General features: G+C 55.9%; 24 protein-coding genes. 22 read left to right on the plus strand and 2 right to left on the minus strand.

Features of this window, described 5'->3' with window-relative positions; genetic code table 11:
* Nucleotides 1–6 precede the first annotated feature (6 nt).
* The 12 genes from QUE75_RS01695 (at nucleotide 7) to QUE75_RS01750 (ending at nucleotide 10,821) form a co-directional block, all read left to right on the plus strand.
* The gene (locus QUE75_RS01695; RefSeq protein WP_286253255.1) at nucleotides 7–1,524 is read left to right on the plus strand and encodes a YHS domain-containing protein; all 1,518 of its coding nucleotides are present in this window, start codon (nucleotides 7–9) and stop codon (nucleotides 1,522–1,524) included.
* Nucleotides 1,525–1,595: 71 nt separating this feature from the next.
* Nucleotides 1,596–1,946, plus strand: coding sequence for a phenol hydroxylase subunit P4 (locus QUE75_RS01700; protein ID WP_286253257.1), 351 nt, complete (start codon nucleotides 1,596–1,598; stop codon nucleotides 1,944–1,946).
* A gap of 15 nt (nucleotides 1,947–1,961) precedes the next feature.
* On the plus strand, nucleotides 1,962–3,023 hold the full coding sequence (locus QUE75_RS01705; protein WP_286253258.1) for an NADH:ubiquinone reductase (Na(+)-transporting) subunit F: 1,062 nt from the start codon (nucleotides 1,962–1,964) through the stop codon (nucleotides 3,021–3,023).
* A 32-nt stretch (nucleotides 3,024–3,055) separates the two neighbouring features.
* Entirely contained in the window at nucleotides 3,056–3,985 is a 930-nt protein-coding gene (locus tag QUE75_RS01710) for a catechol 2,3-dioxygenase (protein ID WP_286253260.1), read from the plus strand.
* Nucleotides 3,986–4,156: 171 nt separating this feature from the next.
* Nucleotides 4,157–5,617, plus strand: coding sequence for a 2-hydroxymuconic semialdehyde dehydrogenase (locus QUE75_RS01715; RefSeq protein ID WP_286253262.1), 1,461 nt, complete (start codon nucleotides 4,157–4,159; stop codon nucleotides 5,615–5,617).
* 7 nt (nucleotides 5,618–5,624) lie between these two features.
* Nucleotides 5,625–6,422, plus strand: a complete 798-nt coding sequence (gene dmpE, locus QUE75_RS01720; protein WP_286253264.1) for a 2-oxopent-4-enoate hydratase — start codon at nucleotides 5,625–5,627, stop codon at nucleotides 6,420–6,422.
* Nucleotides 6,419–7,216, plus strand: a complete 798-nt coding sequence (gene dmpH, locus QUE75_RS01725; protein ID WP_286253266.1) for a 2-oxo-3-hexenedioate decarboxylase — start codon at nucleotides 6,419–6,421, stop codon at nucleotides 7,214–7,216. The genes dmpE and dmpH overlap by 4 nt, the downstream gene beginning before the upstream one ends.
* An 18-nt stretch (nucleotides 7,217–7,234) precedes the next feature.
* Nucleotides 7,235–7,462, plus strand: coding sequence for a tautomerase family protein (locus tag QUE75_RS01730; RefSeq protein ID WP_138436919.1), 228 nt, complete (start codon nucleotides 7,235–7,237; stop codon nucleotides 7,460–7,462).
* 3 nt (nucleotides 7,463–7,465) lie between these two features.
* Entirely contained in the window at nucleotides 7,466–8,380 is a 915-nt protein-coding gene (locus tag QUE75_RS01735) for an acetaldehyde dehydrogenase (acetylating) (protein WP_138436918.1), read from the plus strand.
* Nucleotides 8,380–9,444 carry a 4-hydroxy-2-oxovalerate aldolase gene (dmpG, locus tag QUE75_RS01740; RefSeq protein WP_228263860.1) on the plus strand — a complete coding sequence of 355 codons (1,065 nt, stop codon included), beginning with the start codon at nucleotides 8,380–8,382 and terminating at the stop codon, nucleotides 9,442–9,444. The genes QUE75_RS01735 and dmpG (QUE75_RS01740) overlap by 1 nt, the downstream gene beginning before the upstream one ends.
* Before the next feature lie 60 nt (nucleotides 9,445–9,504).
* Nucleotides 9,505–10,440, plus strand: a complete 936-nt coding sequence (locus QUE75_RS01745; protein WP_138436917.1) for a catechol 2,3-dioxygenase — start codon at nucleotides 9,505–9,507, stop codon at nucleotides 10,438–10,440.
* Nucleotides 10,441–10,512: 72 nt separating this feature from the next.
* On the plus strand, nucleotides 10,513–10,821 hold the full coding sequence (locus QUE75_RS01750) for a 2Fe-2S iron-sulfur cluster-binding protein (RefSeq protein ID WP_138436916.1): 309 nt from the start codon (nucleotides 10,513–10,515) through the stop codon (nucleotides 10,819–10,821).
* A gap of 22 nt (nucleotides 10,822–10,843) precedes the next feature.
* On the opposite strand, the gene QUE75_RS01755 is transcribed toward QUE75_RS01750, so the two are convergent.
* Nucleotides 10,844–11,638 carry a DNA-binding transcriptional regulator gene (locus tag QUE75_RS01755; RefSeq protein WP_286253272.1) on the minus strand — a complete coding sequence of 265 codons (795 nt, stop codon included), beginning with the start codon at nucleotides 11,636–11,638 and terminating at the stop codon, nucleotides 10,844–10,846.
* 193 nt (nucleotides 11,639–11,831) lie between these two features.
* On the opposite strand from QUE75_RS01755, the gene QUE75_RS01760 reads away from it, so the two are divergent.
* The 10 genes from QUE75_RS01760 to QUE75_RS01805 all read left to right on the plus strand — a co-directional run bounded on the left by QUE75_RS01760 (nucleotide 11,832) and on the right by QUE75_RS01805 (nucleotide 22,785).
* A complete protein-coding gene (locus QUE75_RS01760; RefSeq protein WP_286253274.1) occupies nucleotides 11,832–13,505 on the plus strand; it encodes a bifunctional 3-(3-hydroxy-phenyl)propionate/3-hydroxycinnamic acid hydroxylase in 1,674 nt (557 codons plus the stop codon).
* A 1-nt stretch (nucleotide 13,506) separates the two neighbouring features.
* Nucleotides 13,507–14,448 (plus strand): 3-carboxyethylcatechol 2,3-dioxygenase, encoded by a 942-nt coding sequence (locus tag QUE75_RS01765; protein ID WP_286253276.1) that lies wholly within the window; start codon nucleotides 13,507–13,509, stop codon nucleotides 14,446–14,448.
* Nucleotides 14,449–14,489: 41 nt separating this feature from the next.
* Nucleotides 14,490–15,359 carry an alpha/beta fold hydrolase gene (locus QUE75_RS01770; RefSeq protein WP_286253278.1) on the plus strand — a complete coding sequence of 290 codons (870 nt, stop codon included), beginning with the start codon at nucleotides 14,490–14,492 and terminating at the stop codon, nucleotides 15,357–15,359.
* A gap of 34 nt (nucleotides 15,360–15,393) precedes the next feature.
* Nucleotides 15,394–16,188: a 2-keto-4-pentenoate hydratase gene (mhpD, locus tag QUE75_RS01775; protein WP_286253280.1), complete on the plus strand. Its 795-nt coding sequence runs from the start codon at nucleotides 15,394–15,396 to the stop codon at nucleotides 16,186–16,188.
* A gap of 30 nt (nucleotides 16,189–16,218) precedes the next feature.
* Nucleotides 16,219–17,154: an acetaldehyde dehydrogenase (acetylating) gene (locus QUE75_RS01780; protein ID WP_286253283.1), complete on the plus strand. Its 936-nt coding sequence runs from the start codon at nucleotides 16,219–16,221 to the stop codon at nucleotides 17,152–17,154.
* 12 nt (nucleotides 17,155–17,166) lie between these two features.
* Nucleotides 17,167–18,195: a 4-hydroxy-2-oxovalerate aldolase gene (gene dmpG / locus QUE75_RS01785; RefSeq protein WP_286253285.1), complete on the plus strand. Its 1,029-nt coding sequence runs from the start codon at nucleotides 17,167–17,169 to the stop codon at nucleotides 18,193–18,195.
* 271 nt (nucleotides 18,196–18,466) lie between these two features.
* Nucleotides 18,467–19,606: a C4-dicarboxylate TRAP transporter substrate-binding protein gene (locus tag QUE75_RS01790; protein ID WP_286253287.1), complete on the plus strand. Its 1,140-nt coding sequence runs from the start codon at nucleotides 18,467–18,469 to the stop codon at nucleotides 19,604–19,606.
* A gap of 69 nt (nucleotides 19,607–19,675) precedes the next feature.
* A complete protein-coding gene (locus QUE75_RS01795; protein WP_286253289.1) occupies nucleotides 19,676–20,182 on the plus strand; it encodes a TRAP transporter small permease in 507 nt (168 codons plus the stop codon).
* Between the two features lie 10 nt (nucleotides 20,183–20,192).
* Complete coding sequence (locus QUE75_RS01800) at nucleotides 20,193–21,488, plus strand: TRAP transporter large permease (protein WP_286253291.1); 1,296 nt, start codon at nucleotides 20,193–20,195, stop codon at nucleotides 21,486–21,488.
* 145 nt (nucleotides 21,489–21,633) lie between these two features.
* Nucleotides 21,634–22,785: a DcaP family trimeric outer membrane transporter gene (locus QUE75_RS01805; RefSeq protein ID WP_286253292.1), complete on the plus strand. Its 1,152-nt coding sequence runs from the start codon at nucleotides 21,634–21,636 to the stop codon at nucleotides 22,783–22,785.
* Between the two features lie 73 nt (nucleotides 22,786–22,858).
* On the opposite strand, the gene QUE75_RS01810 is transcribed toward QUE75_RS01805, so the two are convergent.
* Nucleotides 22,859–24,601 carry an FAD-dependent oxidoreductase gene (locus QUE75_RS01810; protein ID WP_286253294.1) on the minus strand — a complete coding sequence of 581 codons (1,743 nt, stop codon included), beginning with the start codon at nucleotides 24,599–24,601 and terminating at the stop codon, nucleotides 22,859–22,861.
* Nucleotides 24,602–24,662 lie beyond the last annotated feature (61 nt).

The following is a 24,662-nucleotide window of genomic DNA, read 5'->3' on the forward strand; positions in this document are numbered from 1 at the left end:
TGAATTATGGATACCCCGGTAAACAAAAAAAAGCTAAGCCTCAAAGAAAAGTACAGCTACCTGACGCGGGACCTGGCCTGGGAGCCGTCCTATCAGAAGAAAGAGGATTTGTTTCCATACGCCACCTACGAAGGCATCAAAATTCATGATTGGGAAAAGTGGGAAGACCCTTTCCGACTGACCATGGATGCCTATTGGAAGTATCAGGCCGAAAAGGAGCGAAAGTTTTACGCGATCATCGATGCATTTGCCCAGAATAATGGGCATTTGAAAATTACCGATGCCCGCTATCTGTCGGCACTAAAGATTTTTCTGCAAGCGATTAGCCCGGGCGAATACGCTGCCCATAAGGGTTTCGCCCGGACTGGCCGAGAGTTTCCTGGCGTGGGGCCTCAGGTGGCTTGCCAAATGCAGGCCATTGATGAAATTCGTCATGCCCAGACGCAGGTCCACGCCATGTCGAACTACAACAAGTTCTACAGTGGCTTTCATGCGTTTGCTGATCAGCGTGACCGGATCTGGTACACGTCAGTAGCTCGGTCTTTCTTCGACGACGCGATGTCCGCAGGTCCGTTCGAGTTCATGATTGCAATTGGGTTCTCGTTTGAATATGTGCTGACGAACCTGCTGTTTGTGCCATTCATGTCCGGGGCTGCTTATAACGGCGACATGTCGACCGTGACCTTCGGCTTCTCTGCTCAGTCTGATGAGGCGCGTCACATGACGCTGGGTCTGGAGTGCATCAAATTCATGCTTGAGCAGGATCCGGATAATGTGGAGATCGTTCAGAAGTGGATTGATAAGTGGTTCTGGCGTGGTTTCCGGGTGCTCGGGTTGGTTAGCACCATGATGGATTACATGCTGCCAAAACGTGTGATGTCCTGGCGTGAAGCCTGGGATATCTACGGCGAAGAGAACGGAGGCGCGCTGTTCAACGATTTAGCCCGCTACGGCATCCGTCCTCCAAAAGGTTGGGCAGATGCGGGCGAAGCGGTTGATCACATGTCGCATCAGTTCATGTTGGCACTGTATCAGTGGAACTTTGGGACAGCTTTCCATAGCTGGATTCCAAGTGATGACGATATGGAGTGGTTGTCCAAAAAATACCCGACAACTTTCGACAAGTACTATCGCCCCCGCTGGGAGCACATCAAGAAAATGGAGGCGGAAGGTACGCCATTCAATAACTTCGGCTTGGCGAAGCTGTGTCAAACCTGTCAGTTACCGACGGTGTTTACTGAGCCAGGCGACCCCTCCAGCCTGTGCCATAGAGAAACGGAATATAAGGGCGAAACCTACCAGTTCTGCTCAGAGCACTGCTGTGACATTTTCAAGGGCGAGCCGGAGAAGTATGTTCAGGCGTGGTTGCCTATGCCGGCCCTTTTCCAGGAGCCGCTTAACGGAGATCTCGAGGCCTGGATGAAGTGGGTCAGTCTTGAAAACGGGTCCGATAATGGTGACTACAAGGGCTCCCACGATCAGACCAGTTTCCAGAAATGGCGAGAAGCAACTACCTCTAACTAAAACTGAGGGGCTGGTGGTGGCGGGCGTTTGGTCGTTCCGCCAGCCCGAAAACAAAAACAAGGAGATACATCATGTCTGTTGTGTCCAGAAAAGAATATATCGGTGTTCCCCGTGACCGTGTAGAAAACTTCAATGGCAATCAGCTGGTTTACGTTGGGTGGGATAACCATCTGTTGTTCGCCTCAGCTTTCCTCCTGTTTGTATCCCCTGAGAGCACATTTCGAGACCTCGTTAAGAACAATGTTGTGCCGCTGATTGCGGCTGACCCTGATGCCGAAAAGATAGATTGGGACAATGTAAGCTGGCTCAAGGGCAATAAGCCATGGGCACCGGCTTGGGACGCTACGCTTGCTGAAAACGGCGTCGGCCATAAGAGCCTGGTGCGCTTTCAGACCCCGTCGTTGAATACGATCTGCGGTTAATGGCGGGAGTGTGACATGAGTTATGAACTGACGATTGAGCCGCTGGGGCAGACTGTCGAAATCGAGGATGGCCAAACCATCCTCGACGCCGCGCTCAGAGCGGGCATCTATCTCCCTCACGCGTGCTGCCACGGCTTGTGTGCGACCTGTAAAGTCCAGGTAGTTGACGGTGAGATAGAACATGGTGAGGTGTCCGATTTTGCGTTGATGGATTTTGAGCGCGAAGAACAGAAATGTCTTGCTTGTTGCGCTACAGCGGAAAGTGACTTGGTCATTGAGGCCGAAATCGAGGAAGACCCGGACGCGAGGAATCTTCCGGTGAAAGACTATCGGTGTGAGGTTACGCGGATTGAAGAACTCACCCCGACGATAAAAGGAATCTGGTTGCGCCCCAAATCTGGCGAAAAAGTCGAATTCCAGGCTGGCCAGTACATTAATCTGGAGCTGCCGGATGAGATAGGCCACAGGGCCTTCTCAATCGCAAATGCGCCGTCTGGCTCGGGCGAGATTGAACTCAATGTTCGCATTGTGCTTGGGGGTGAGGGAACAACTTATCTTCATGAGCAGTTGAAAGTAGGTGATGAACTGACGGCAAGCGGACCATACGGCCGCTTCTTCGTGAAAAAGTCCGCACACGTTCCTGTGATCTTTATGGCGGGTGGTTCCGGGCTTTCAAGCCCACGCTCCATGATTCTGGACCTGCTGGAGGAGGGGTTTGAGCTGCCGATTACATTGGTTTATGGCCAGCGCAATCAGGAGGAGCTCTATTATCACGATGAGTTTCTGAGGTTGGCGGAAAACTACGAGAACTTCACCTACGTTCCGGCGTTGTCTGATGAGCCGGAAGATTCTTCCTGGCAGGGATTCCGTGGCTATGTGCACGATGCCGCAAAGGAGCACTTTGCCAATGACTTCAGTGGTAGTAAAGCCTACCTTTGCGGTCCCCCGAGAATGATCGATTCGTGTATCTCCACATTGATGCAGGGTCGATTATACGAACGAGACATCTATACCGAAAAGTTTATTTCTGCAGCGGATGCCCAGCAGGTGCGCAGCCCGTTGTTCAAGTCTATATGACGCAACAAGAATGATCTGAGAGGCGATTCATCATGGCAATGACAGGTGTTTTACGGCCGGGGCATGCTCAAGTGCGGGTGCTTGAACTCGACAAAGCTGTTGCATTTTATCGGGATGTTCTTGGTTTGGTCGAAACAGGGCGTGACGCGCAAGGCCGAGTGTATTTCAAGTGTTGGGATGAGCGTGACCATAACAGTTATATCTTGCGGGAGTCTGATCAGGCAGGAATAGATTTTTTCGGATTCAAGGTCCTGGATGAGCCAACACTCGACCAGCTGGAAAAAGATCTTAACGATTACGGTGTCGAGACGCGCCGTCTCCCTGCAGGTGACTTGCTTGAGACTGGGGAACGGGTGAGGTTTACCATTCCATCGGGTCACGAAATCGAACTCTACGCGACGAAAACGTCGGTTGGTAACGGGATTCCAACCATTAACCCTGGACCTTGGTGTGAGGATTCCGAACGGGGAATTGCACCGGTAAGGTTAGACCATACATTGCTGTATGGGCCCAATATAGCTGAAGTGAAAAAGATTTTTGTCGACGTACTGGGTTTTTACCTTGTCGAGAGAGTTCTCGGGGAAGACGGTGATAGCGAAGCCGTAATCTGGCTCTCCTGTTCCCATAAAGTCCACGATATTGCATTTGCCGAATATCCTGAGCCCGGCAAGTTGCATCATTGTTCCTTCCTGATGGATAGCTGGGAACGAGTGTTGCGCGCCGGGGACATCATGTCTATGAACAAGGTGCCTGTGGATATCGGGCCAACTCGCCACGGAGTCACGCGAGGCTGCACAATTTACGCGTGGGACCCCTCAGGTAACCGGTTCGAAACCTTCATGGGCGGATACCAGCCGTACCCGGACTATGAACCGCTGACCTGGACCTTTGACAACTTTGGTCAAGGCCTCGATTATCCCCAGCGTAAGCTCCATGAAACCTTTCTGACTGTCGTCAGCTAACCCCTCTGAACACGCGCGCCTACAGCGCGCGTACATTTATCTTGATACCTAAAAGGTAGCAAGTTTCCTATTAAATGGTATTAGACGGTATGTATTGCTGGCCATAGACTCGAAACAGGTTGGTACAAACAGACACCCGAAGTTCCGATACAGGATTGAGCAGGAAATTTTATGCGCCAGATTAACAATTTCATTAATGGCGAGTTCATCGCTTCCAGCTCGGGCCAGCGTTTCGATAAGCGCTCCCCGGTGGATGATCAGGTTATTGCCAGTATTGCTGAGGCGGGCCAGGAAGAAGTCGATCAGGCTGTAAGCGCTGCGAAGCATGCATTAGCTGGTGAGTGGGGGCAGCTCGCTACGAATCAGCGCGTTGACCTTTTATACGAGGTTGCTGACGAGATAACCCGCCGTTTTGATGATTTTGTTGAAGCGGAAATGGCCGATACTGGCCAGCCCCACCATGTAATGACGCACGCTTTCATCCCCAGGGGCGCTGCTAACTTCAAAGTATTCGCGGACATCATCAAGAATGTTCCTACTGAAACCTTCCATATGGACACCCCGGATGGGCGTGGCGCGTTGAATTACGGTATGCGCGTACCGAAGGGTGTTATCGGTGTGGTTGCGCCATGGAATGCGCCATTCCTTCTGATGACCTGGAAGGTGGGTCCGGCCTTGGCGTGTGGAAACACCGTTGTGGTCAAGCCTTCAGAAGAAACGCCGCTAACCGCAACATTGCTTGGCGAGGTGATGAACAAGGTTGGAGTTCCGAAAGGGGTCTATAACGTCATCAACGGATTTGGCCCGGACTCGGCAGGAGAGTTCCTGACACGTCATAAAGATGTCGACGCCATCACTTTCACCGGAGAAACCCGCACTGGATCGACCATCATGAAGGCGGCATCTGATGGCATTCGGGATGTGTCTTTTGAAATGGGGGGCAAGAATGCGGGGATTGTGTTCGCTGATTGCGACTTTGATAAGGCGGTCGACGGTATTTTCCGTTCTGCGTTTCTCAATACTGGGCAAGTCTGTCTTGGCACGGAACGGGTTTATGTACAGCGACCAATTTTTGAACGGTTTGTGGCTGCACTTAAAGAGAAAGTGGAGGGTGTGAGTCTGGGCCGGCCGACAGACTCAGGTGTGAATTACGGACCGCTCATTAGTCATGAGCACAGAGACAAGGTCTTGTCCTACTACGCCAAAGCCAAAGCCGATGGCGCAACGATTGTTACCGGCGGTGGGGTTCCGGAGATGCCCTCGGAATTGTCTGAGGGCTCCTGGGTACAGCCTACGATCTGGACAGATTTGCCGGAATCATCGGCGGTTATTCAAGAAGAGATCTTCGGTCCCTGCTGCCACATCCGCCCGTTTGATTCGGAAGAAGAGGTCATCGAGCTGGCGAATGCTTCCGATTACGGGCTCGCTACCACTATCTGGACTGAGAACCTGACTCGTGCACACCGTGTCGCGGCGAAGGTTGATGTGGGGATTACGTGGGTAAATAGCTGGTTCCTGAGGGATCTGCGCACGGCTTTCGGTGGTTCAAAACAGTCCGGTATCGGTCGGGAGGGAGGTGTTCACTCCCTGGAGTTCTACACCGAGATGCGCAATGTCTGCATCAAGATGTGAGGTGAGTATGAATCAGGAAAAGATTGATCAGTATGGTGACGAACTCTACCAGGCGTTCCTCCAGAGCAAAACCATTGCGCCGTTTACGGATCGGGAGCCTGGCATCAGCCTTGAGGATGCCTACAAAATCCAGCTGAGGTTCATCCAGCGGCGGGTCGAAGCGGGTGAAAAGATTGTTGGTAAGAAGATTGGCGTCACGAGTAAACCTGTTCAGGATTTTCTCGGTGTATTTCAGCCAGACTTTGGTCAGCTAACCTCCAATATGGTTTATCAGGAAGGAGATGTAATCGACCTCAATGGACTGATCCAGCCGAAAGCTGAGGCGGAGCTGGCCTTTGTGCTGAAAGAAGATTTGCGGGGCCCCGGTGTAACGGCAATGGATGTTATAAGGGCCACCGAGTACGTGTCGCCGTGCTTTGAAATAGTCGATTCGCGGATCCGGGAGTGGAAGATCCTGATTCAGGACACGGTGGCAGATAACGCTTCTTGTGGGGTTTACGTACTTGGTTCCTCAAAGGCGGATCCTCGCGATGTCGACATAACCATGGCCGGCATGGTGCTGGAAAAGAATGGCGAGTTGTACTCGACCGGCGTCGGGGCCGCAGTGCAGGGTTCGCCTGCCAATGCGGTGGCCTGGCTGGCCAATACGCTTGGCGAACTGGGAATTCCATTCAAAGCGGGTGAGGTGATTCTGTCGGGTTCGCAATCCAATCTGGTGCCGGTTGTGGATGGTGACGAATTGGTGTGTACGGTTGGCGGTATTGGTAGCTGCTCCGTTCGCTTTGCAGGGAGGAGTGCAGTATGAGCATTACGCTGAATCGCGAAGATATTGTCCGTTTGTGCGAGCGGGTTGAGGGCGCCCAGACCAGAGCCTACGCCATTCCCAAGCTGACCAATGAATATCCGGATATGACGATTGAAGATGGCTATGCCGTGCAATCGGAGTTGCGGCGTCGGTTTATCGAGCAGGGGCACACTCTGGTCGGATGGAAGGCTGGTCTGACGTCAAAAGCGAAAATGGAGCAGATGGGCGTGAATGTACCGTCGATCGGCTTCCTGACGGACAAAATGGCCCGACCGGAAAATTCAATTGTCTCCACGTCAGACCTGGTGCATCCAAGAGTGGAGTGTGAAGTTGCGTTTGTGACCAATAAGGATCTGGCGGGGCCAGGGGTGACCGCCGAGGACGTAATTGACGCAACGGACTACGTGTTGCCCGCAATCGAGATTATTGATTCGCGTTTTTCCGGATTCAAATTCGACCTTGAAAGTGTCGTTGCCGACAACGGCTCATCAGCCCGTTTTGTCGGAGGTGGCCGGGCGCGGCACCCGAAAGATGTTGATCTGCGCACGCTCGGAGTGGTGATGGAAAAGAACGGCGAGGTCGTTGGTATGGGCGCGTCTGCGGCGGTGCTTGGCAATCCTGCTAACGCTGTGGCGATGCTGGTCAACATTCTCCACGACCTTGGCGAGACCCTTCCTGCAGGAAGCTTCGTGATGAGTGGCGGCATAACCGAGGCCATTGCAGTGCAGCCGGGCGATAACGTGATTGCCAGGTATCAGGATCTTGGCAGCGTTTCTGTCCGGTTTGGCGAATAACAAGAAAAGGAGCAGAACATGCCGATTATTGAAATGCATTTGATGGAAGGCCGCACCATTGAACAAAAATCCGGGGCGGCCAAGGCGATTACCGATGCGATCACCAGCAGCCTGGGTGTGCGTGCAGAGTCTGTCCGGATTCTGATTACGGAACATCGGGGTGAAGAATTCTATGTGGCGGGCGTTGCCCCGGCACTCAAAGCTCAGCAAAGCGCTGTTGCTGAATTGAAAAAGGCAGAGGATTGAACCATGCAGAAAATTAAATGTGCCTTGATCGGTTCAGGAAATATTGGCACCGACCTGATTTACAAGATTCAGCGAAGTGAATACCTGGAGCCGGTTTGGATGGTTGGTATTGATCCGGAATCTGAGGGTCTGAAGCGAGCCCAGGAAATGGGCCTGAAAACCACCGCAGAGGGCGTGGATGGCTTGCTTCCTCATATCGAAGAAGACGGAATTCAAATAGCCTTTGACGCCACCAGTGCCTATGTTCACGCCGACAACAGCCGCAAGCTCAATGCCCTGGGTGTGTTGATGATTGACCTGACTCCGGCAGCCATTGGCCCGTTGTGTGTGCCGCCAGTCAATCTTAAAGAGCATACCGACAAATACGAAATGAACGTGAACATGATTTCCTGTGCCGGGCAGGCAACGATTCCAATAGTGAATGCCGTGGCCCAGGTCCAGCCGGTGGATTATGCGGAGATTGTGGCAACGCTGGCATCGCATTCTATCGGTCCCGGAACCCGTGCAAACCTGGATGAGTTCACCTACACAACGTCCAACGCCCTTGTAAAGGTCGGTGGTGCACGTCGAGGTAAGGCTCTTGCAGTCATTAATCCTGCGGAGCCACCGATGATCATGCGCAATACCATCTCTTGCCTCACTGACGAGGCACCAGATGAGCAGGCCATTACAAAATCGGTTCTGGCCATGATTAAAGAAGTACAGAAATACGTTCCCGGATACCGGTTGGTCAATGGTCCCGTGTTTGATGACAAGCGGGTTACAGTTTTCATGGAAGTTGAAGGTCTGGGTGATTACCTGCCGAAGTATGCCGGCAACCTGGACATCATGACCGCCGCCGCGACCCGCACGGCAGAGATGTTCGCTCAGGAAATTATTGCGGGCACGTTCAATCCCCAACCCGTGGAGGTAGCGTAATGACTGATTCCATGATCACCGGCGATCTGAAAGGCCGGAAAGTAATTCTTCACGACATGTGTTTGCGGGACGGGATGCATGCCAAGCGTGAGCAGATTTCTGTTGAACAGATGATCAAAGTGGCCACCGCGATGGACGATGCGGGGGTGCCTTACGTGCAAGTGACGCACGGGGCTGGCTTGGGGGGCAATTCTCTTCAGCATGGGTTTGCACTGGCGAGTAACGAAGAATACATCCATGCAGTTTCGTCCAGAATGAAACAGGCGAAAGTCTCGGTGTTGTTGATCCCGGGGCTGGGTACCATGGATGAGTTGCGCTCGGCGTATGACGCGGGCGCACGTAGTGTGCACGTTGCAACCCACTGCACCGAAGCCGATACCTCGCCTCAGCATATTGCCTGCGCAAGAGAGCTGGGCATGGACTCGACAGGATTCCTGATGATGGCCCACCTTAATGATCCCAAGGGGTTGGCGGAACAGGGTAGATTGATGGAGTCCTATGGCGCCCACACCGTTTACATCACAGATTCCGCCGGCTACATGCTGCCCGCAGACGTTAAAGCCCGGGTACAGGCGCTTCGTGACGTGCTGAAGCCCGAGACCGAGATTGGCTTTCATGGCCATCACAACCTTGGCATGGGCATTGCCAATTCCATTGCCGCGATCGACGCCGGAGCGACACGAATCGACGGATCTGTCGCTGGTCTGGGCGCTGGTGCGGGTAACACGCCGTTGGAAGTGTTTGCCGCCGTGTGTGAGCGGATGGGCATCGAAACCGGCGTTGACGTCTTCAAATTGACCGACGTTGCTGAAGAAATCATCGTGCCAATGATGGATCACATTGTCCGGATTGACCGGGAATCATTGGCGCTGGGCTATGCCGGCGTCTACTCAACCTTCCTGCTGCCAGCCAAGCGTGCAGCGAAACGTTACGGCGTGCCAGCTCGAGACATCCTGGTTGAGCTGGGTCGAAAGAAGATGATCGGGGGTCAGGAAGACATGATTGACGATACGGCCATGACCATGGCGAAAGAACGTGGATTATTGAAGGCGGTAGCAGGTTGAGGGCCTGATTTCAGGCCCTCCTTTTTCTTAACCAGAACCGACAAAAACAAGAGGTGAAACATGGCACTCCGAGGTGTTTTAAGACTGGGGGAAGTAGGCATACGAGTTCTCGATATGGCCGATGCCAGGCAACATTACGTCGATCGCATGGGCCTCATTGAGGTCATGGCTGATGAGGCTGAGCGAAAAATCTACTGCAAAGCATGGGATGAGCACGACCACCACTCCATTGTTTTGCGTGAAGCCGATGAAGCGGGTCTAGATTACGTGGCCTTCAGGGTCTATGACGATCAAACCCTGACTGAGCTCGAGCCCAAAATTCAGGCGTTCGGACTTGAGGTCGCAAGGATTGATGCCGGAGTTTATCCAAAAAGCGGCCGCCGGCTGGAGTTTATCCTTCCCTCTGGCCATCGCATGCAGCTTTATGCCGAGAAAGAGCAGATCGGTAACACACTGGGCACCCGGAACCCGGGTGTTATGCCGGATGAAGGCGTAATTAGAGGATTCCGGATCAATCGCCTCGATCATTGCCTGCTTGGTGGGCCAAACATTGATGAAAGTGCACGGCTGTTCCGGGAGGTGTTTGATTTTGATCTCAGCGAACGCATCGAAGATGAAGAGAGCCGGGCCTCACTGGCGCTGTTCCTGACATGCTCCACCAAGCCCCATGATGTGGCATTTGTCATTCAGCCTGAGCCTGGTCGTTTTCACCACGTTTCATTCCTCCTGGAGTCTGCCACAGACGTCATCTACGCGGCGGATATGATCGGGAAATATCGAATTCCGGTAGACGTAGGGCCAAACCGGCACGGGGTTACCCGGGGTAATACAATCTATTTCTTCGACCCTTCAGGGAACAGAAATGAGGTCTTCTCGGGGGGCTATGTGCATTACCCCGATACACCAACCCTGACCTGGGATACCTCACACATGGGGCCGGCTCAGTTTTCCCAGGACAACGTTCCCCGGGAAAGCTTTTTGACCGTTGTGACATGAAGTGACTGGCCGAGACAGGTGGGATGCTTAGCCTGTTTCGGCCGTCTACAGCCTATAACAAGGAGCTTCATTATGCGGTATCAGGTGCATTTGGATGAACTGGAACTCGATTTCACCTGCCACCCGGGGCAGAATGTGTTGGAGTGTATGATCGGTTCCGGAAAGAAAGGTATCCAGGTTGGCTGCCGAGGTGGTGGATGCGGGGTTTGTAAGGTTGAAGTTGTTGATGGTGAGTTCTCTGCGCGACCCATGAGCAAAGCCCATGTCGACGACCAAGCAATTTCAAATCGGCAAGTGCTGGCCTGTTGCATATCCCCCCTGAGCGACCTCACATTAAAAGTTATAGGAAAGATTGCAAAGCCAATACAGCGAAGGTCTTGATCCATTATTTTTTGGTAAGGGCTCAGTCTGGATTGGTAAGAGCCTCTTCAATTTTCGCCCGCGTACGGTTCATCGCCGGCAGATACTTCGCTGCCGCGTCGTCGATGGTCATGGCCTCGGCAATGTAAACCAGGTTCAGGCAGGCCAGCACCTCATCCCCGGAGCGGATCGGAATGGCGATGGAGGCAATGCGCTGTTCCAGATCCCAGTCCTGATAGTTCTCGCCAAACCCCTTTCGCTGGGTGCGCAATAACAGGTTGTTAAGTGCCTTGGTGTCTCTGGCGATCTCACCTTCACGGCCCTGCTGGCGGGCCAGCAACTGGATCAGTTCGTTCCGCTCCTTCTCCGGGCAGAACGCCAGATAGGCCAGTCCGCTGGCGGTTTCCAGCAACGGCAGGCGACGGCCCACCATGGAACGGTGAAACGACAGCCGGCTGAACCGGTGGGTGGTTTCCCGCACCACCATGGCGTCTGCCTCCAGCGTGGTCAGGTCGGTTGGCCAGAGTACTTCGTTCAACAGCTCGCCCAGTAACGGTGCGGCTACCGCTGAAATCCAGTGGTCATCCCGGAAGCCTTCGCTGAGTTCCCGCACTTTCATGGTCAGCCGATAGCTGTCATCAGACGGGCTGCGCCGCACGTAGCCTTCACTTTGCAGGGTTTCCAGCAATCGGCGCACGGTGGTCCGGTGTATGCCGGTCAACTCGGACAGCCGAGATGGCGTGGCGCCCACCAGTTCCCGGTTAAGTGCGTTAAGCACAGTAAGCCCCCGAGTCAGGCCCCGAACGGTTTTGTAATTGGCGGTAGAGCTAGGTTCCATGCGGTCCTTTCCGGTGCCGGTGCACTCTGTGCACCACTAGGCGGTTTTTCATTGAGAGCAGAACAGGCTGATTTTTATACTGCAGCCACTCGGAAAATGACAATTGACAAAAAATGCAAACCCCGCGGGCCCCAGCTTCCAGTTGGAGGCGGTTATCCGGCGCACGCGACTCACTGCTTAGCAAGGTGTTCTCATGACCAATTCACACAAGACCAGCACAGCTACCACCGATTATACCTGCAAAGTCGCCATTCTGGGCGCAGGGCCGGTAGGCCTGACCATTGCTAACTACCTCGGCCAGGCTGGCGTTGAGGTTCTGGTCATGGAGAAGCTCGACGAGTTGATCGACTACCCCCGTGCCATTGGTATTGATGACGAAGCGCTGCGCACCATCCAGTCGGTCGGGCTGATTGATGAAGTCCTGCCCCATACGACACCCTATCACGCCATGAGGTTCCTGACGCCGAAGGGCCGTTGCTTCGCTGATATCCAGCCGATGACCGACGAGTTTGGCTGGTCCCGCCGGAACGCCTTCATCCAGCCCCAGGTAGATGCGGTTCTCTACCGTGGCCTGAGCCGGTTCAATAATGTGAAGGTGCTGTTCGCCCGGGACGTACAGGAATTTTCCCAGGACAGCAGCGGCGTTACTTTGGTAGCCGATGCGCCGGAAGGCAAGAAAGAAACCGTTCGCGCCGATTATCTGATCGCCTGTGACGGCGGCAATAGCTACATACGCCGTAACCTGGGCATCAGTTTTGATGGCAAGACCGCGCCTAACCAGTGGATTGTGGTGGATATCGCCAACGACCCGCTGGCCACGCCGAACATTTACCTATGTGCTGACCCCGAGCGCCCGTACGTTTCTGCCGCGCTGCCCCACGGCATCCGCCGTTTCGAATTCATGGTGATGCCGGGTGAAACCGAAGAGCAGCTGAACCAGCCGGAAAACATGCGCAAACTGCTGGAAAAAGTGATCCCGAACGCCGACAACGTAGACCTGATCCGTAGCCGCGTGTACACCCACAACGCACGCCTGGCCGGCCAGTTCCGCAAGGGCCGGGTTGTGCTGGCGGGCGACGCGGCCCACATCATGCCGGTATGGCAGGGCCAGGGTTACAACAGCGGTATGCGGGATGCCTTCAACCTGGCCTGGAAAGTGGCGCTGGTGGTACAGGGCAAGGCCGGCGAAGAGCTGCTGGATACCTATGAAATGGAACGCCGTGATCACGCCAAGGCGATGATCGACCTGTCTGTTCTGGCTGGCCACGTTCTGGCTCCGCCCAAGCGCTGGCAGGCAACCCTGCGTGACAGCTTGTCCTGGGCCATGGGCTTTGTGCCGCCAGTGAAGCGCTACTTCCTGGAGATGCGTTTCAAGCCGATGCCGAAGTACGAGAAAGGCGCACAGGTTGAAGTGAAAGAAAACCGCAAAGAGTCCCCGGTCGGCAAAATGTTCATCCAGCCGAAAGTGCTGACCGAGCAGGGCAGCGAAGTACTGCTCGACGAAGTGATCGGTTCCGGCTTTGCCATCATTGCCTGGGGCGCAGACCCCACCTGGGGCCTGAGCGAGAAGCAGGTTGCTGCGTGGAAGGCGCTGGGTGCCACCTTTATCCAGGCGATTCCGGCGGTGCAGATGCGCAACGAGCGGGAAGTTGTGGATGGTGTGGTGCGTGTCGGTGACGTTCAGAACCGCCTGAAGGACTGGTTCGGCCAGTACCCGGCCTCTGTCGCCATCATTCGCCCGGATCGCTTCGTTGGCGCCGTGGCTATTCCGCAGACCCTGGGCAGCATCGGTGATGATTACCTGCGTGTGCTGAAAGCGACTCCGGTCAGCGCGAAAGACTCGGATTCCGGCAAGAAGGTGGCGTGATATGACGGCGTTACTGCAGTGTTTATCCCACACGCCCCTGGTGGGGCATGTGGACCCGGAGCAGCCGATTCTCGACGAAGTGAATGGTGTGATTGCTGCTGCCCGTAAGCGCATCGAAACGTTTGATCCGGAGCTGGTGCTGCTGTTTTCGCCGGATCATTACAACGGCTTTTTCTACGACATCATGCCGTCGTTCTGCATTGGTACCAAGGCTTATGCGATTGGCGATTTCGGAACCGCTGCCGGCGACTTGCCGGTACCGACCGAGCTGGCCGAACAGGCTGTTCAGCAAGTGATGAACGCCGGTGTGGATGTGGCCCTGTCTCATAAAATGCAGGTAGACCACGGTTTTTCACAGCCTTTGGAGTTCCTGCTCGGTGGGCTGGACAAAACGCCGGTGATTCCCGTGTTTATCAACTCCGTGGCTGTACCGCTGCCGTCGTTCCAGCGCGCCCGTCTTCTGGGTGAAGCTTTGGGCCGCTGGGCCGCTTCCTTGAACAAGCGGGTATTGATCATCGGTTCCGGTGGCTTGTCGCACCAGCCACCGGTGCCGGAACTGGCCACCGCTAACGATCACATGAAAGACCGCCTCTTGGGCAGTGGTCGTGACTTGCCGGAAGAGGAGCGGGAGCTTCGTACCGCGCGAGTGATCGACGCGGCCCGCAAGTTTGTCGACGACCAGAACACCCTGCACCCGCTCAACCCGGAGTGGGACCAGTGGTTCCTGAACCTGGTTGCCACCGGCAAGTTGTCGGAACTCGACAGCGTGAGCAACCAGGAAGTATCCGATAAGGCCGGCAAGTCGACCCATGAAGTCAAGAACTGGGTGGCTGCCGCCGCCGCCATGGCTGCGTTCGGCGAATACGCCGAAGAAACCCGTTATTACCGGCCAATTCCCGAGTGGATTGCCGGCTACGGCGCACTGACAGCAGCCAGGGCCTGAGTGTTCAGGCCCAACAACACGTAATTTCGAGGGGAAAGAACATGACACAGCAATGGACCGAAGCCGGTACCAGCAAGTTTGTAACCATCCGCGAAGGCGATGCGGACCTGAACATTCACTACAACGACACCGAAGCCGGTGACGAAGTGGTTGTGATGCTGCATGGGTCCGGCCCCGGCGCCAGTGGCTGGGCGAACTTCAATCGCAACATCCAGCCCCTGACCGACGCCGGCTACCGGGTGATCCTGATGGACTGCCCGGGCTGGAGCAAAAGCGACACCATCGTGAACGATGGCTCCCGTTCCCACCTGAACGCCCGTGTTCTCAAAGGGCTGGTTGATGCCCTGGACCTGAACAAGATCCACATGATCGGTAACTCCATGGGTGGCCACACTGCCGTCGCCTTTACACTGGAGTATCCGGAGCACGTAGACAAGCTGATCCTGATGGGCGGTGGCACCGGTGGCGGCAGCCTGTTCACGCCGATGCCGGCTGAAGGCATCAAGCGCATTGGTAAGCTGTACCGTGAACCGAACATGGACAATCTCAAAGAGATGATGGACATCTTCGTATACGAAACCAGCAACCTGACTGAAGAGCTGTTCCAGACCCGCCTGGACAACATCCTGGCCCGCAAGGACCACCTGGAAAACTTCGTTGCCAGCACCAAGGCCAACCCCAAGCAGTTCCCGGATGTAGGCCATCGCCTGGGTGAAATCAGGAACGAAACCCTGATTGTCTGGGGTCGCGATGATCGCTTTGTACCTATGGATACCGGCATTCGCCTGGTCAACGGCATCCAGCGTTCCGAGCTGCACATCTTTAACCGCTGTGGCCACTGGGTGCAGTGGGAATATGCTGACAAGTTCAACCGCATGGTTCTGGACTTCCTGAAGCACGGCATCAACTGATCGCCCGCCACAGATAGCCTTGAAGGACGTTGAAATGAGTGTAGATCAACAGGTTCTGGACAAGCTGGCGGAACAACTGCGCCAGGCCGACGTTTCCGGACAGCCGGTGCCGCCCTTGCGTGACCAGATCGGCGAAGACAACGCGGAAGCGGCCTACCAGATCCAGCGTTTGAACGTGGCCCATGCCTGCGCCAACGGTGCCCGCATTGTTGGCCGCAAGATCGGCCTGACCAACCCGAAAGTACAGGCCCAGCTGGGCGTGGATCAGCCGGATTTTGGCACCCTGTATGCCGACATGGCCTATGGCGACAACGAAGAAGTGCCCTTTGGCCGTGTTCTGCAGCCGAAAGTGGAAGCGGAAATCGCCCTGGTGCTGGCCGAAGATCTGCCCCGGGCAGACACCGGACTGGCTGAGTTGGTGGCTGCAGTGGACTGGGTAATGCCGGCGCTGGAAATTGTCGGTAGCCGTGTCGAGAACTGGAACATCCGCTTTGTGGACACGGTGGCCGACAACGCCTCCAGTGGCTGCTTTGTGCTGGGTGGCCCGGCCCGCCGGATCGGCGGTGTAGACCTGCGCAAGGCCTCCATGACCATGACCCGCAACGGTGAGGAAGTCTCCGCCGGCGACGGTTCAGAGTGCCTGGGCAACCCCCTGAATGCTGCGGTATGGCTGGCACGCAAAATGGCGAGCCTGGATGAGCCCCTGCGTAAAGGCGACATCATTCTGACCGGTGCACTGGGGCCTATGTCACCAGTGGCCGCCGGCGACCGGTTTGAGGCCGTCATCGAAGGCATTGGCCAGGTTGGCGTGTCATTCAGTGCCGAATAGGGTCCACCGGATTATTTGAGGAATATGAGTATGAGCAAGAAACTGAAAGCCGCCATCATCGGCTCGGGCAACATCGGCACCGACCTGATGATCAAGATCCTGCGTAACGGCAAGCACATCGAAATGGGCGCCATGGTGGGTATCGACCCGGAATCCGACGGCCTGGCCCGCGCCAACCGCATGGGCGTAGCCACCACCCACGAAGGTGTAGACGGCCTGGTGAAAATGCCGGAATTTGCCGACATCGACATCGTGTTTGATGCCACTTCCGCCGGTGCCCATATGCACAACGAAGTGTTCCTGCGTGGCCATAAGGAAAGTCTGAAGATCATCGACCTGACGCCCGCCGCCATCGGCCCTTATTGCGTGCCAGTGGTGAATCTGGAGCAGAATCTGAGTGAGGGCAACGTCAACATGGTCACCTGCGGTGGCCAGGCCACCATTCCGATGGTGGCGGCCGTCTCCCGTGTGGCGAAAGTGCACTACGCCGAAATCGTGGCATCCATTTCGTCGAAGTCCGCCGGCCCCGGCACCCGGGCCAACATCGACGAGTTCACCGAAACCACCTCCAAGGCCATCGAAGTGGTCGGTGGCGCCCAGAAGGGCAAGGCCATCATCATCCTGAACCCGGCTGAACCGCCGCTGCTGATGCGCGACACCGTGTACGTGCTGTCTGATGCAGCAGACCAGGCCGAAGTAGAGAAGTCTGTGGAAGAGATGGCTGCGGCCGTACAAACCTACGTGCCGGGCTACCGCCTGAAGCAGAAGGTGCAGTTTGATGTAATCCCGGAAGACCAGCCCCTTAATGTTCCGGGCCTGGGTCACTTCAGTGGCCTGAAGACGTCGGTGTTCCTGGAAGTGGAAGGCGCCGCCCATTATCTCCCGGCCTATGCCGGCAACCTCGACATCATGACCTCTGCGGCCCTGGGCACAGCCGAGCGCATCGCCGAGTCACTGATTAACTGAGGAGATTGAAGCATGACTTTTAACCCTGGCAAGAAACTCTACATCTCCGACGTGACTCTGCGCGACGGCAGCCACGCCGTACGCCACCAGTACAGTATCAAGAACGTGCAGGACATCGCCCGGGCCCTGGACAAGGCAAAAGTCGACAGCATCGAGGTCGCCCATGGCGACGGCCTGCAGGGCTCCAGCTTCAACTACGGCTTCGGTGCCCACACCGACCTGGAGTGGATCGAGGCGGTGGCCGAAGTGGTCACCCACTCACAGATTGCCACCCTGCTGCTGCCCGGCATCGGTACCGTGCACGACCTGGACAACGCCTACAAAGCCGGTGCCCGTATCGTACGGGTCGCTACCCACTGCACCGAAGCGGACGTGTCCAGACAGCACATTGAACACGCAAGAAAACTGGGTATGGACACCGTTGGCTTCCTGATGATGAGCCACATGCAGACCCCGCAAGGGTTGGCGGAGCAGGCCAAGCTGATGGAAGACTACGGTGCCACCTGCCTGTACGTGGTGGACTCCGGCGGCGCCATGAACATGAACGATATTCGTGACCGCTTCCGCGCCCTGAAAGACGTTCTGAAACCGGAAACCCAGACCGGCATCCACGCCCACCACAACCTGGCGCTGGGTGTGGCCAACTCCATGGTGGCGGTGGAAGAAGGCTGTGACCGCATCGACGCCAGCCTCTCCGGCATGGGTGCCGGCGCTGGCAACGCCCCGCTGGAAGTGTGCATTGCCGCCTTCGACAAGCTGGGCTGGAACCACGGCACGGACGTGTACGCCCTGATGGACGCCGCCGACGATATCGTAAGGCCGCTGCAGGACCGCCCGGTAAGAGTCGACCGTGAAACATTGGCGCTGGGCTATGCCGGTGTGTACTCCAGCTTCCTGCGTCACTCTGAAGTAGCAGCGCAGAAGTATGGCCTGAAGACTGTGGATATTCTCGTTGAACTGGGCAAGCGCCGGATGGTGGGTGGTCAGGAAGATATGATTGTTGACGTTGCGTTGGACCTGCTCAAGCAGCAGGGCAAATAGCTCGTAAGAGGCGTTGTTGTGACCCCTCATTGGCCAGCCGGGCTTGCCCCGCTGGCCCTTTTTTGTGGCCAAATAACGAGTGTGCACCAGGTGCACGGAGTGAACGAATTTTATTGAGACTGACTTTGGTCAGTTTCTATACTGCGATCCATTCGGAATGGGCATTAATACTTATCAAGGATGATACTGGAAATATGTTTCAGGCCCTTGACAGGTATCAATTTGCTGAAGAAATGCATACCTATTACAAGACAAAAATCAGGTGACCATCATGACAATCAATATTCCGACCATGAAAACGGCAGCTAAGGCGATTTTGAGTGCGGTTCTGCTGTCAACAGCTGCCGCCGGTGTCTCCGCAAAGGAGCTTCGCATGGCCTCCGGTCTGCCACCTCTGCATCCGGCCCATGACCCTCTTTACACCGATTTTCAGAAGCTGCTGCCTGAGCTTTCCGATGGCAAACTGTCTGGCCGTTTGTTCGGTACTGAAATCACCACCCTGGGCAACATGCGTGCCTCGATTCTCAGTGGCATGGTAGAAGTCGGCCTGTTCCTACCCTCCTATTTCCCGGCCGACCTGCCGAACTTCAACCTGGTGGGTGACCTGTCCATGCTGGGGCACCAGAATCCCCAGGTGACTGCCGCCGCCATGAGTGAATACATCGTCACTTGCGGTGACTGTCAGGACGAATTCAAGAAGCTGGGTGTGGTGTACACCAACTCCCACGCTAACCCGTACAGCCTGCTGACCACCAAGCCGGTCAGCAAGCCGGAAGATATGAAAGGTCTGCGCCTGCGCACCGCGACACCTCAGCATGCTCGCTGGGTCGAAGCCATGGGCGGCAAAGCGGTTACCATGACCACTGGTGAAGCGTTTGAAGCGCTCTCTCAGCGCGTGGTTGATGGCACAGTAACGTCCATCTCTGATGTTATTTCCTTCAATCTTGGTGAGGTGACTTCCCACATCACTCTTCTCGATGTGGGTACCTTCCACTCACTGGCCAATCATTCCGTCCGTAACAGTGTCTGGAACAGCCTATCGGTGGCTAACCGTGAAGCCTTGGTCAAGGCATCCATTATTGCAAATGTCCGCACGACAGCCCGCTGGTTGGAGATGGTCGAAGAGGGCAAGAAAGTCGCTCTGGACAGCGGTCTTGAGATTCTTGAGCCCTCCGAAGAACTGGTTGCCGCGATGAACGAGTTCAAGGAAGCCGACTTTGTCAGTTCTGCCGCAAGTTCCGAGCGCCGGTTTGGCATCACCGGTGCGGAGGAAAAAATCGCCCGCTTCCAGTCACTGGTGGAGAAATGGGAAGGCCTGATTGGCGACACCGATGGAAGTGAAGAGGCGATTGTTGCCCTCTACGAATCCGAAATTCTCGAAAAGGTGGACCTGGCCAGCTACGGTCAGTAAACACGATTCCAGATCACAGATACGGCCATCCTTTGGGTGGCCGGTATCCATCGGTAGTCTGAGGGCGATATGAACGCACTTTCCCGGATAACGGACAAGCTCACGGGGTTTCTGTCCTACTTTGGCATGATCGGTGTGCTCGCCATGATGGTTCACATCTGTGCCGACGTGATTGCACGAACAGTGTTTGAAGTGTCGGTGCCGGCAACACTGGAAATGGTTACCCGATACTACATGCTGATGCTGGTCCTGCTGCCGTTGGCCTGGGTCGAAAAAAAGCGTTTCATGATTGTGGTGGAAGCGTTCTCAGGGCTGTTTGGCAAACTAGGTTTGCGTCTTGTTGATGTGCTGGTAGCAATCATCTGCATTGGTGTCTACGGCGTGCTGGCAATCAGCACCTGGACCAAGGCCATGGAGCAGTTCGATGTAGGCGCCTACATAGTCGCCCTTGATACCCAGATCATCGTCTGGCCGGGCTATTTCACCCTGCCTTTCGGATTTGGTCTGGCGGCCCTGGTATGCCTGATTCGCATCCCCCTTTTGCTGTTCCCGACGTCCGCCCCTGACGCGGCTTAGGTAATTCGTTATGTTCCTTGAAACGGGTCTTATTGGTCTTGGCGTCATGCTGGCTCTGCTGATACTGCGGGTGCCGGTTGCGATTGCCTTGATAGGTGTCTCTATTGGCGGCATCGCTGCCATGATGGGGTCTGATGTAGCCATCAGCATGCTGGCCTCCAAGCCTTACGATTTTCTTTCCAAGTGGACACTGAGCGCCGTGCCCATGTTTTTGCTGATGGGCTTTGTCAGTTACCACACGGGTCTGACGGCGGGCCTGTTCAACGCGGCCAAAGTGGTGTTTCGCTGGTTGCCGGGCGGCTTGGCCATATCCAGCGTGTTTGCCAGCTCAGGCTTTGCCGCGGTGTCTGGCTCAAGCGTGGCCTGCGCTGCGGCCATGGGCAAGATCGCCATCCCTGAAATGGTACGCTCTGGCTACAAGCCGAGTTTCGCCTGCGGAACCATTGCTGCCGGGGGCACCATCGGTGCCCTTATCCCGCCCAGCATTCTGATGATCATCTACGGCACCTTCACCCAGACCTCCATCACCGATATTTTCCTCGGTGGGATTGTCATCGGCCTGTTGACTGCACTGGGCTACAGTCTGGTCATTCTGTTAGTGAGCTTCTTTCGGCCGGATGTGGTACCCCGCCACGAGGAAGGTTCCCTGGACTACACCGTGGGCCAGGCAATCCGGGAAATCTGGCCGGTTCTGGTGCTGGGTGTGATCATCTTCGGTGGCATGTTCTCTGGCGTGTTTACGGCAACCGAGGCTGGCGCTATCGGGGCCGGTGGCGCGATCGTTATTGCCATTATTCTGCGACGCCTGGACCTGGCAACGTTCAAAACGTCCATGCTGGAAACGCTCTCTACCACATCATCACTGCTGATCATCGGTATCGGTGCCAGTATGTTTACGGTGTTTCTCAGCCTGAGTGGCGTATCCGGCGCTGTCGGCGACCTGCTGGCCGATTGGGAGCTCAGTTATCTGCAACTGATGCTGATGATCGTTCTGGTTTACCTGGTGCTGGGGCTGTTCATGGAACCGTTCGGGGCCATGCTGATTACCCTGCCGATTTTTCTGCCGATCCTGAGCGACTTCGGTGTATCGCTGATCTGGTTTGGTGTTCTGGTGGTCAAGTTGCTGGAAATCGGCATGATTACGCCGCCAGTGGGTATGAATATCTTCGTCATTCGCGGTGTGGCATCCCAATACGCCTCGCTGGTGGATATCTTCAAGGGTGTCACTCTGTTTCTGGTGGCAGACCTCTTCATTGTTGCACTCATGGTGTTCGCACCGGAGTTTGTGATGATTCTGACCAAGTAATCACCGGGCGGCTGGGTCCGCCTACTTCCAACCTATCAATCTCGACAACACCAGGAGGGGACTGCTCCAGGCCTTTGCCTTGCTATGTGAAACACAAAAACAAACTGACTTTGCGTGATCAACAAATAAAACTGATGGTGAATCTATGAAATCAATCTCTCAATCTCGTGTTCTTTTGGGGTGTACTGCCAGCCTGTCACTGATGGCGGTGAGTGTCAGTGCCGCCGCGCTGGACCTGAACGTTGCCGGTACCAAAGCGAGCCTGTATGGCTATGCCAAACTCAACATGATCTACGACAAGGACGCTAACCTGGGGCCGCTGTTCACCCCGGGCGCCATTGCCCTGGACAGCGACAGCTCCTCCGAGGGGCACTTTCAGGCAGATGCCTATGAGTCTCGCCTTGGTTTGTCCACCGTGACGGAACTGGAGGACGGCAGCGAGCTGAAAACCGTCATTGAAGGTGATTTCTTCGGCACCGGTAACCTGCGACTGCGCCACGCCTACGGAGAGTGGAACGGTGTTCTGGCCGGCCAGGCTTGGACCAACTTCCCGGGCTTTACCGGCATTTATCCGACGGTAGATTTCCGGGTACCGGTGGGCACGTCCGAAACTCGCCAGGCGCAACTGCGTTACACCACTGGCAATCTGTCGGTGGCTCTGGAAGAGTCCGGAAAGTTGGGTGGTCAGGTGGCGGCCTCGGTTAACGCTGCCAATGGCGCCGGTGTAAAAGCCACAAACGCCAAGAACGGTATGCCCGACTTCACCATCCGTTACGCCGTACGTGGTGCAACCAGCTACCACGCATCTGCGGTATTGCGCCAACTGGCGGTTGATGATGGCACCGATGATGATTCCGCGTTTGGTTGGGGTGTGTCCTTTGGCGTTGCCCAGGACGTAACAGACGCCCTTACCCTCAGAGCCAGTGTAATTCACGGCGACGGTATTGGTGGCTATATCAACCTGAACCCTGGGGCACCGGCCTACGTGTCAAACGGCAAAGTTGAAACCATCGAGTCAACCGGCGGCACCCTGGCAGCAACCCTTAAAGTGGGGCCGGGCGCTGTGACCCTTGGCACGGCGATTGCGACGGCCGACTGGGATGATGCAGTTGCCGACAGCCTGACCGGTGCCGAAAACGCCAACGAGATGGTGCAGTCTACTCACCTGAACTACATCTGGTCTCCGGTAAACCGCATCACCTTTGGTGCCGAGGTTGCTTACCATCAGCGTGAGATCTGGAGTGGTGATCGTGGCAATGCTTTGCGGGTGCAGGGTATGGCACAGTTTGCATTCTGACACTGACAGGATGACTTGAACCGACAAGGCCGCTCATGTGAGCGGCCTTGTTGTATGTGGCTGGTGTTTCGGGTCACCCAAGAAGTGCCGACAGAACGGTTTCAAGTTGTTGCTTTGCTTTGGAGATTTCCCACACCGGCTCGACACTGCGCCAGGCCACATAGCCATCCGGCCTCACCAGTACCGCGCCGGCTTCGTGTACTTCGCGGATGCGTTGCCAGTCGCAATAAATGTCGTTGGTATCCGGGTCACCGGTGACCACGCATGCCAGGTAAGGTGCATCCATTTCGGTAACAGCGGATTTCCAGGCGGTGCCAGACAGTCCCGTTACCAGGGTCAGCTTGCCTTCTGCCAGCACATCCAGCGTGGAGACTTTGTTGCCGGAGCGATCAATCAGCCAGGCGTGGGGCAGCTTGGCACCCGGGCGTGTGGTGGCCTGTAAGTGCAGCTGAGGGTCTGCCTGCCATTGCTCTTCGCCTGGCTCGGAGAGCACGGCACTGGAGGCGTAACGCTGGTTCAGTTCTGTACCCTGGGCGTTGAACTCGTAGTTCTTCAGTTCCAGCGCATCCAGCAGGTCTGAGCGAAGCTTCGCGCCTTCCGGTGAAGGATCGCGGAAGCGTTGCAGCAGTTGCTCGACGGTGTTCACGCCTTCCTTGAAGCCAAAGCAGTCACTCAGTGGTTTGTAATCCAGTCGGGACTGGTTGGCCCGCAGCACAATTTGCTTGCCCACCGGCTGGCGCTCGTCGGAATAGGTTTCCAGAAGCTGCGGCTTGGCGTAGCCCTTAAGCACAAAGGCCAGTTTCCAGGCCAGGTTGAAGCCGTCCTGCACGCAGGTGTTGGAACCCAGGCCGCTGGAGGGCGGGTGGCGGTGGACAGCGTCGCCGCCACAGAACACCCGGCCTTTGGAATAGTCGGTGGCGTAGGCCTGGTTAACGTACCAGGTGGATACTTTCTCGATTTCCGGCACAAAGCTGTCGTCGCCCACCAGGGCTCGAATCTGGGACAGGACGGTTTCTTCGGACGTGTCCGGGTCACCCTTGGCGATATCAAAGCCCCAGCCGGCGATCCAGTGAGTCCAGGGCTTCACGGCCCGCAACAGGCCCATGCCGATTTCGCCAAAGCTGGCTTCCGGGGTAACGATCCAGTTCAGAATACTGGGGCGGTGTTCCATGTAACGACTCAGGTCGCCCTTGAACTGCACGTACACGGTGCCGGCTCGGGCCATCTGGCCCTCGATGTTCAGGTCGATTTCCTGGGCAATCCTGGAGTTGGCACCGTCTGCGCCCACCAGGTATTTCGCTCGCAGGGAGTATTCCTCGCCACGGATGCGGTCTTTCAGATACACGGTTACGCCGTCAGCATCCTGTTCGTGGCGCAGGTATTCGGTGTTCAGAGTCACCTGGGCGCCCCGTGCTGCCGCGTGTTTCAGAACCAGTGGCTCCATTTCAGGCTGGATGATGTCCACCAGGGGGCACGGGCTGCCTTTGATGTAATCACCTTTGCGCAAGTCACCAGTGCCCCAGGTACGCATGCGGGCAACTTCCTCACCGGCCAGGCTGGTGGTGAACAGGGTATCGCCCATCTTTTCCCAGGGGGTGGCGTGACGCTTGATGTCGTCTTCAATGCCCAGTGCCCGGAACACCTCCATGGCACGTTGGTTGGTGATGTGTGCCCGGGGGCTGTTCGCCAGCCAGTTGAACATCGACACCATGTGCACACGCACGCCGTAGGTGGCCAGTGCCAGGGCGGTAATGCCGCCGGTAGGCCCGGTGCCGATGATCATTACGTCGGTATCGAAGTGTTGTGGGGTTGTCATTGTTGTCTGATGCCTCCTGTTTTGCATTCTAGGATGCTAGCATGTTAGTTTTTATGTGTGC

It is taken from the genome of Marinobacter shengliensis (genome assembly GCF_030297115.1).
In the GTDB taxonomy this organism is placed as follows: domain Bacteria; phylum Pseudomonadota; class Gammaproteobacteria; order Pseudomonadales; family Oleiphilaceae; genus Marinobacter; species Marinobacter shengliensis.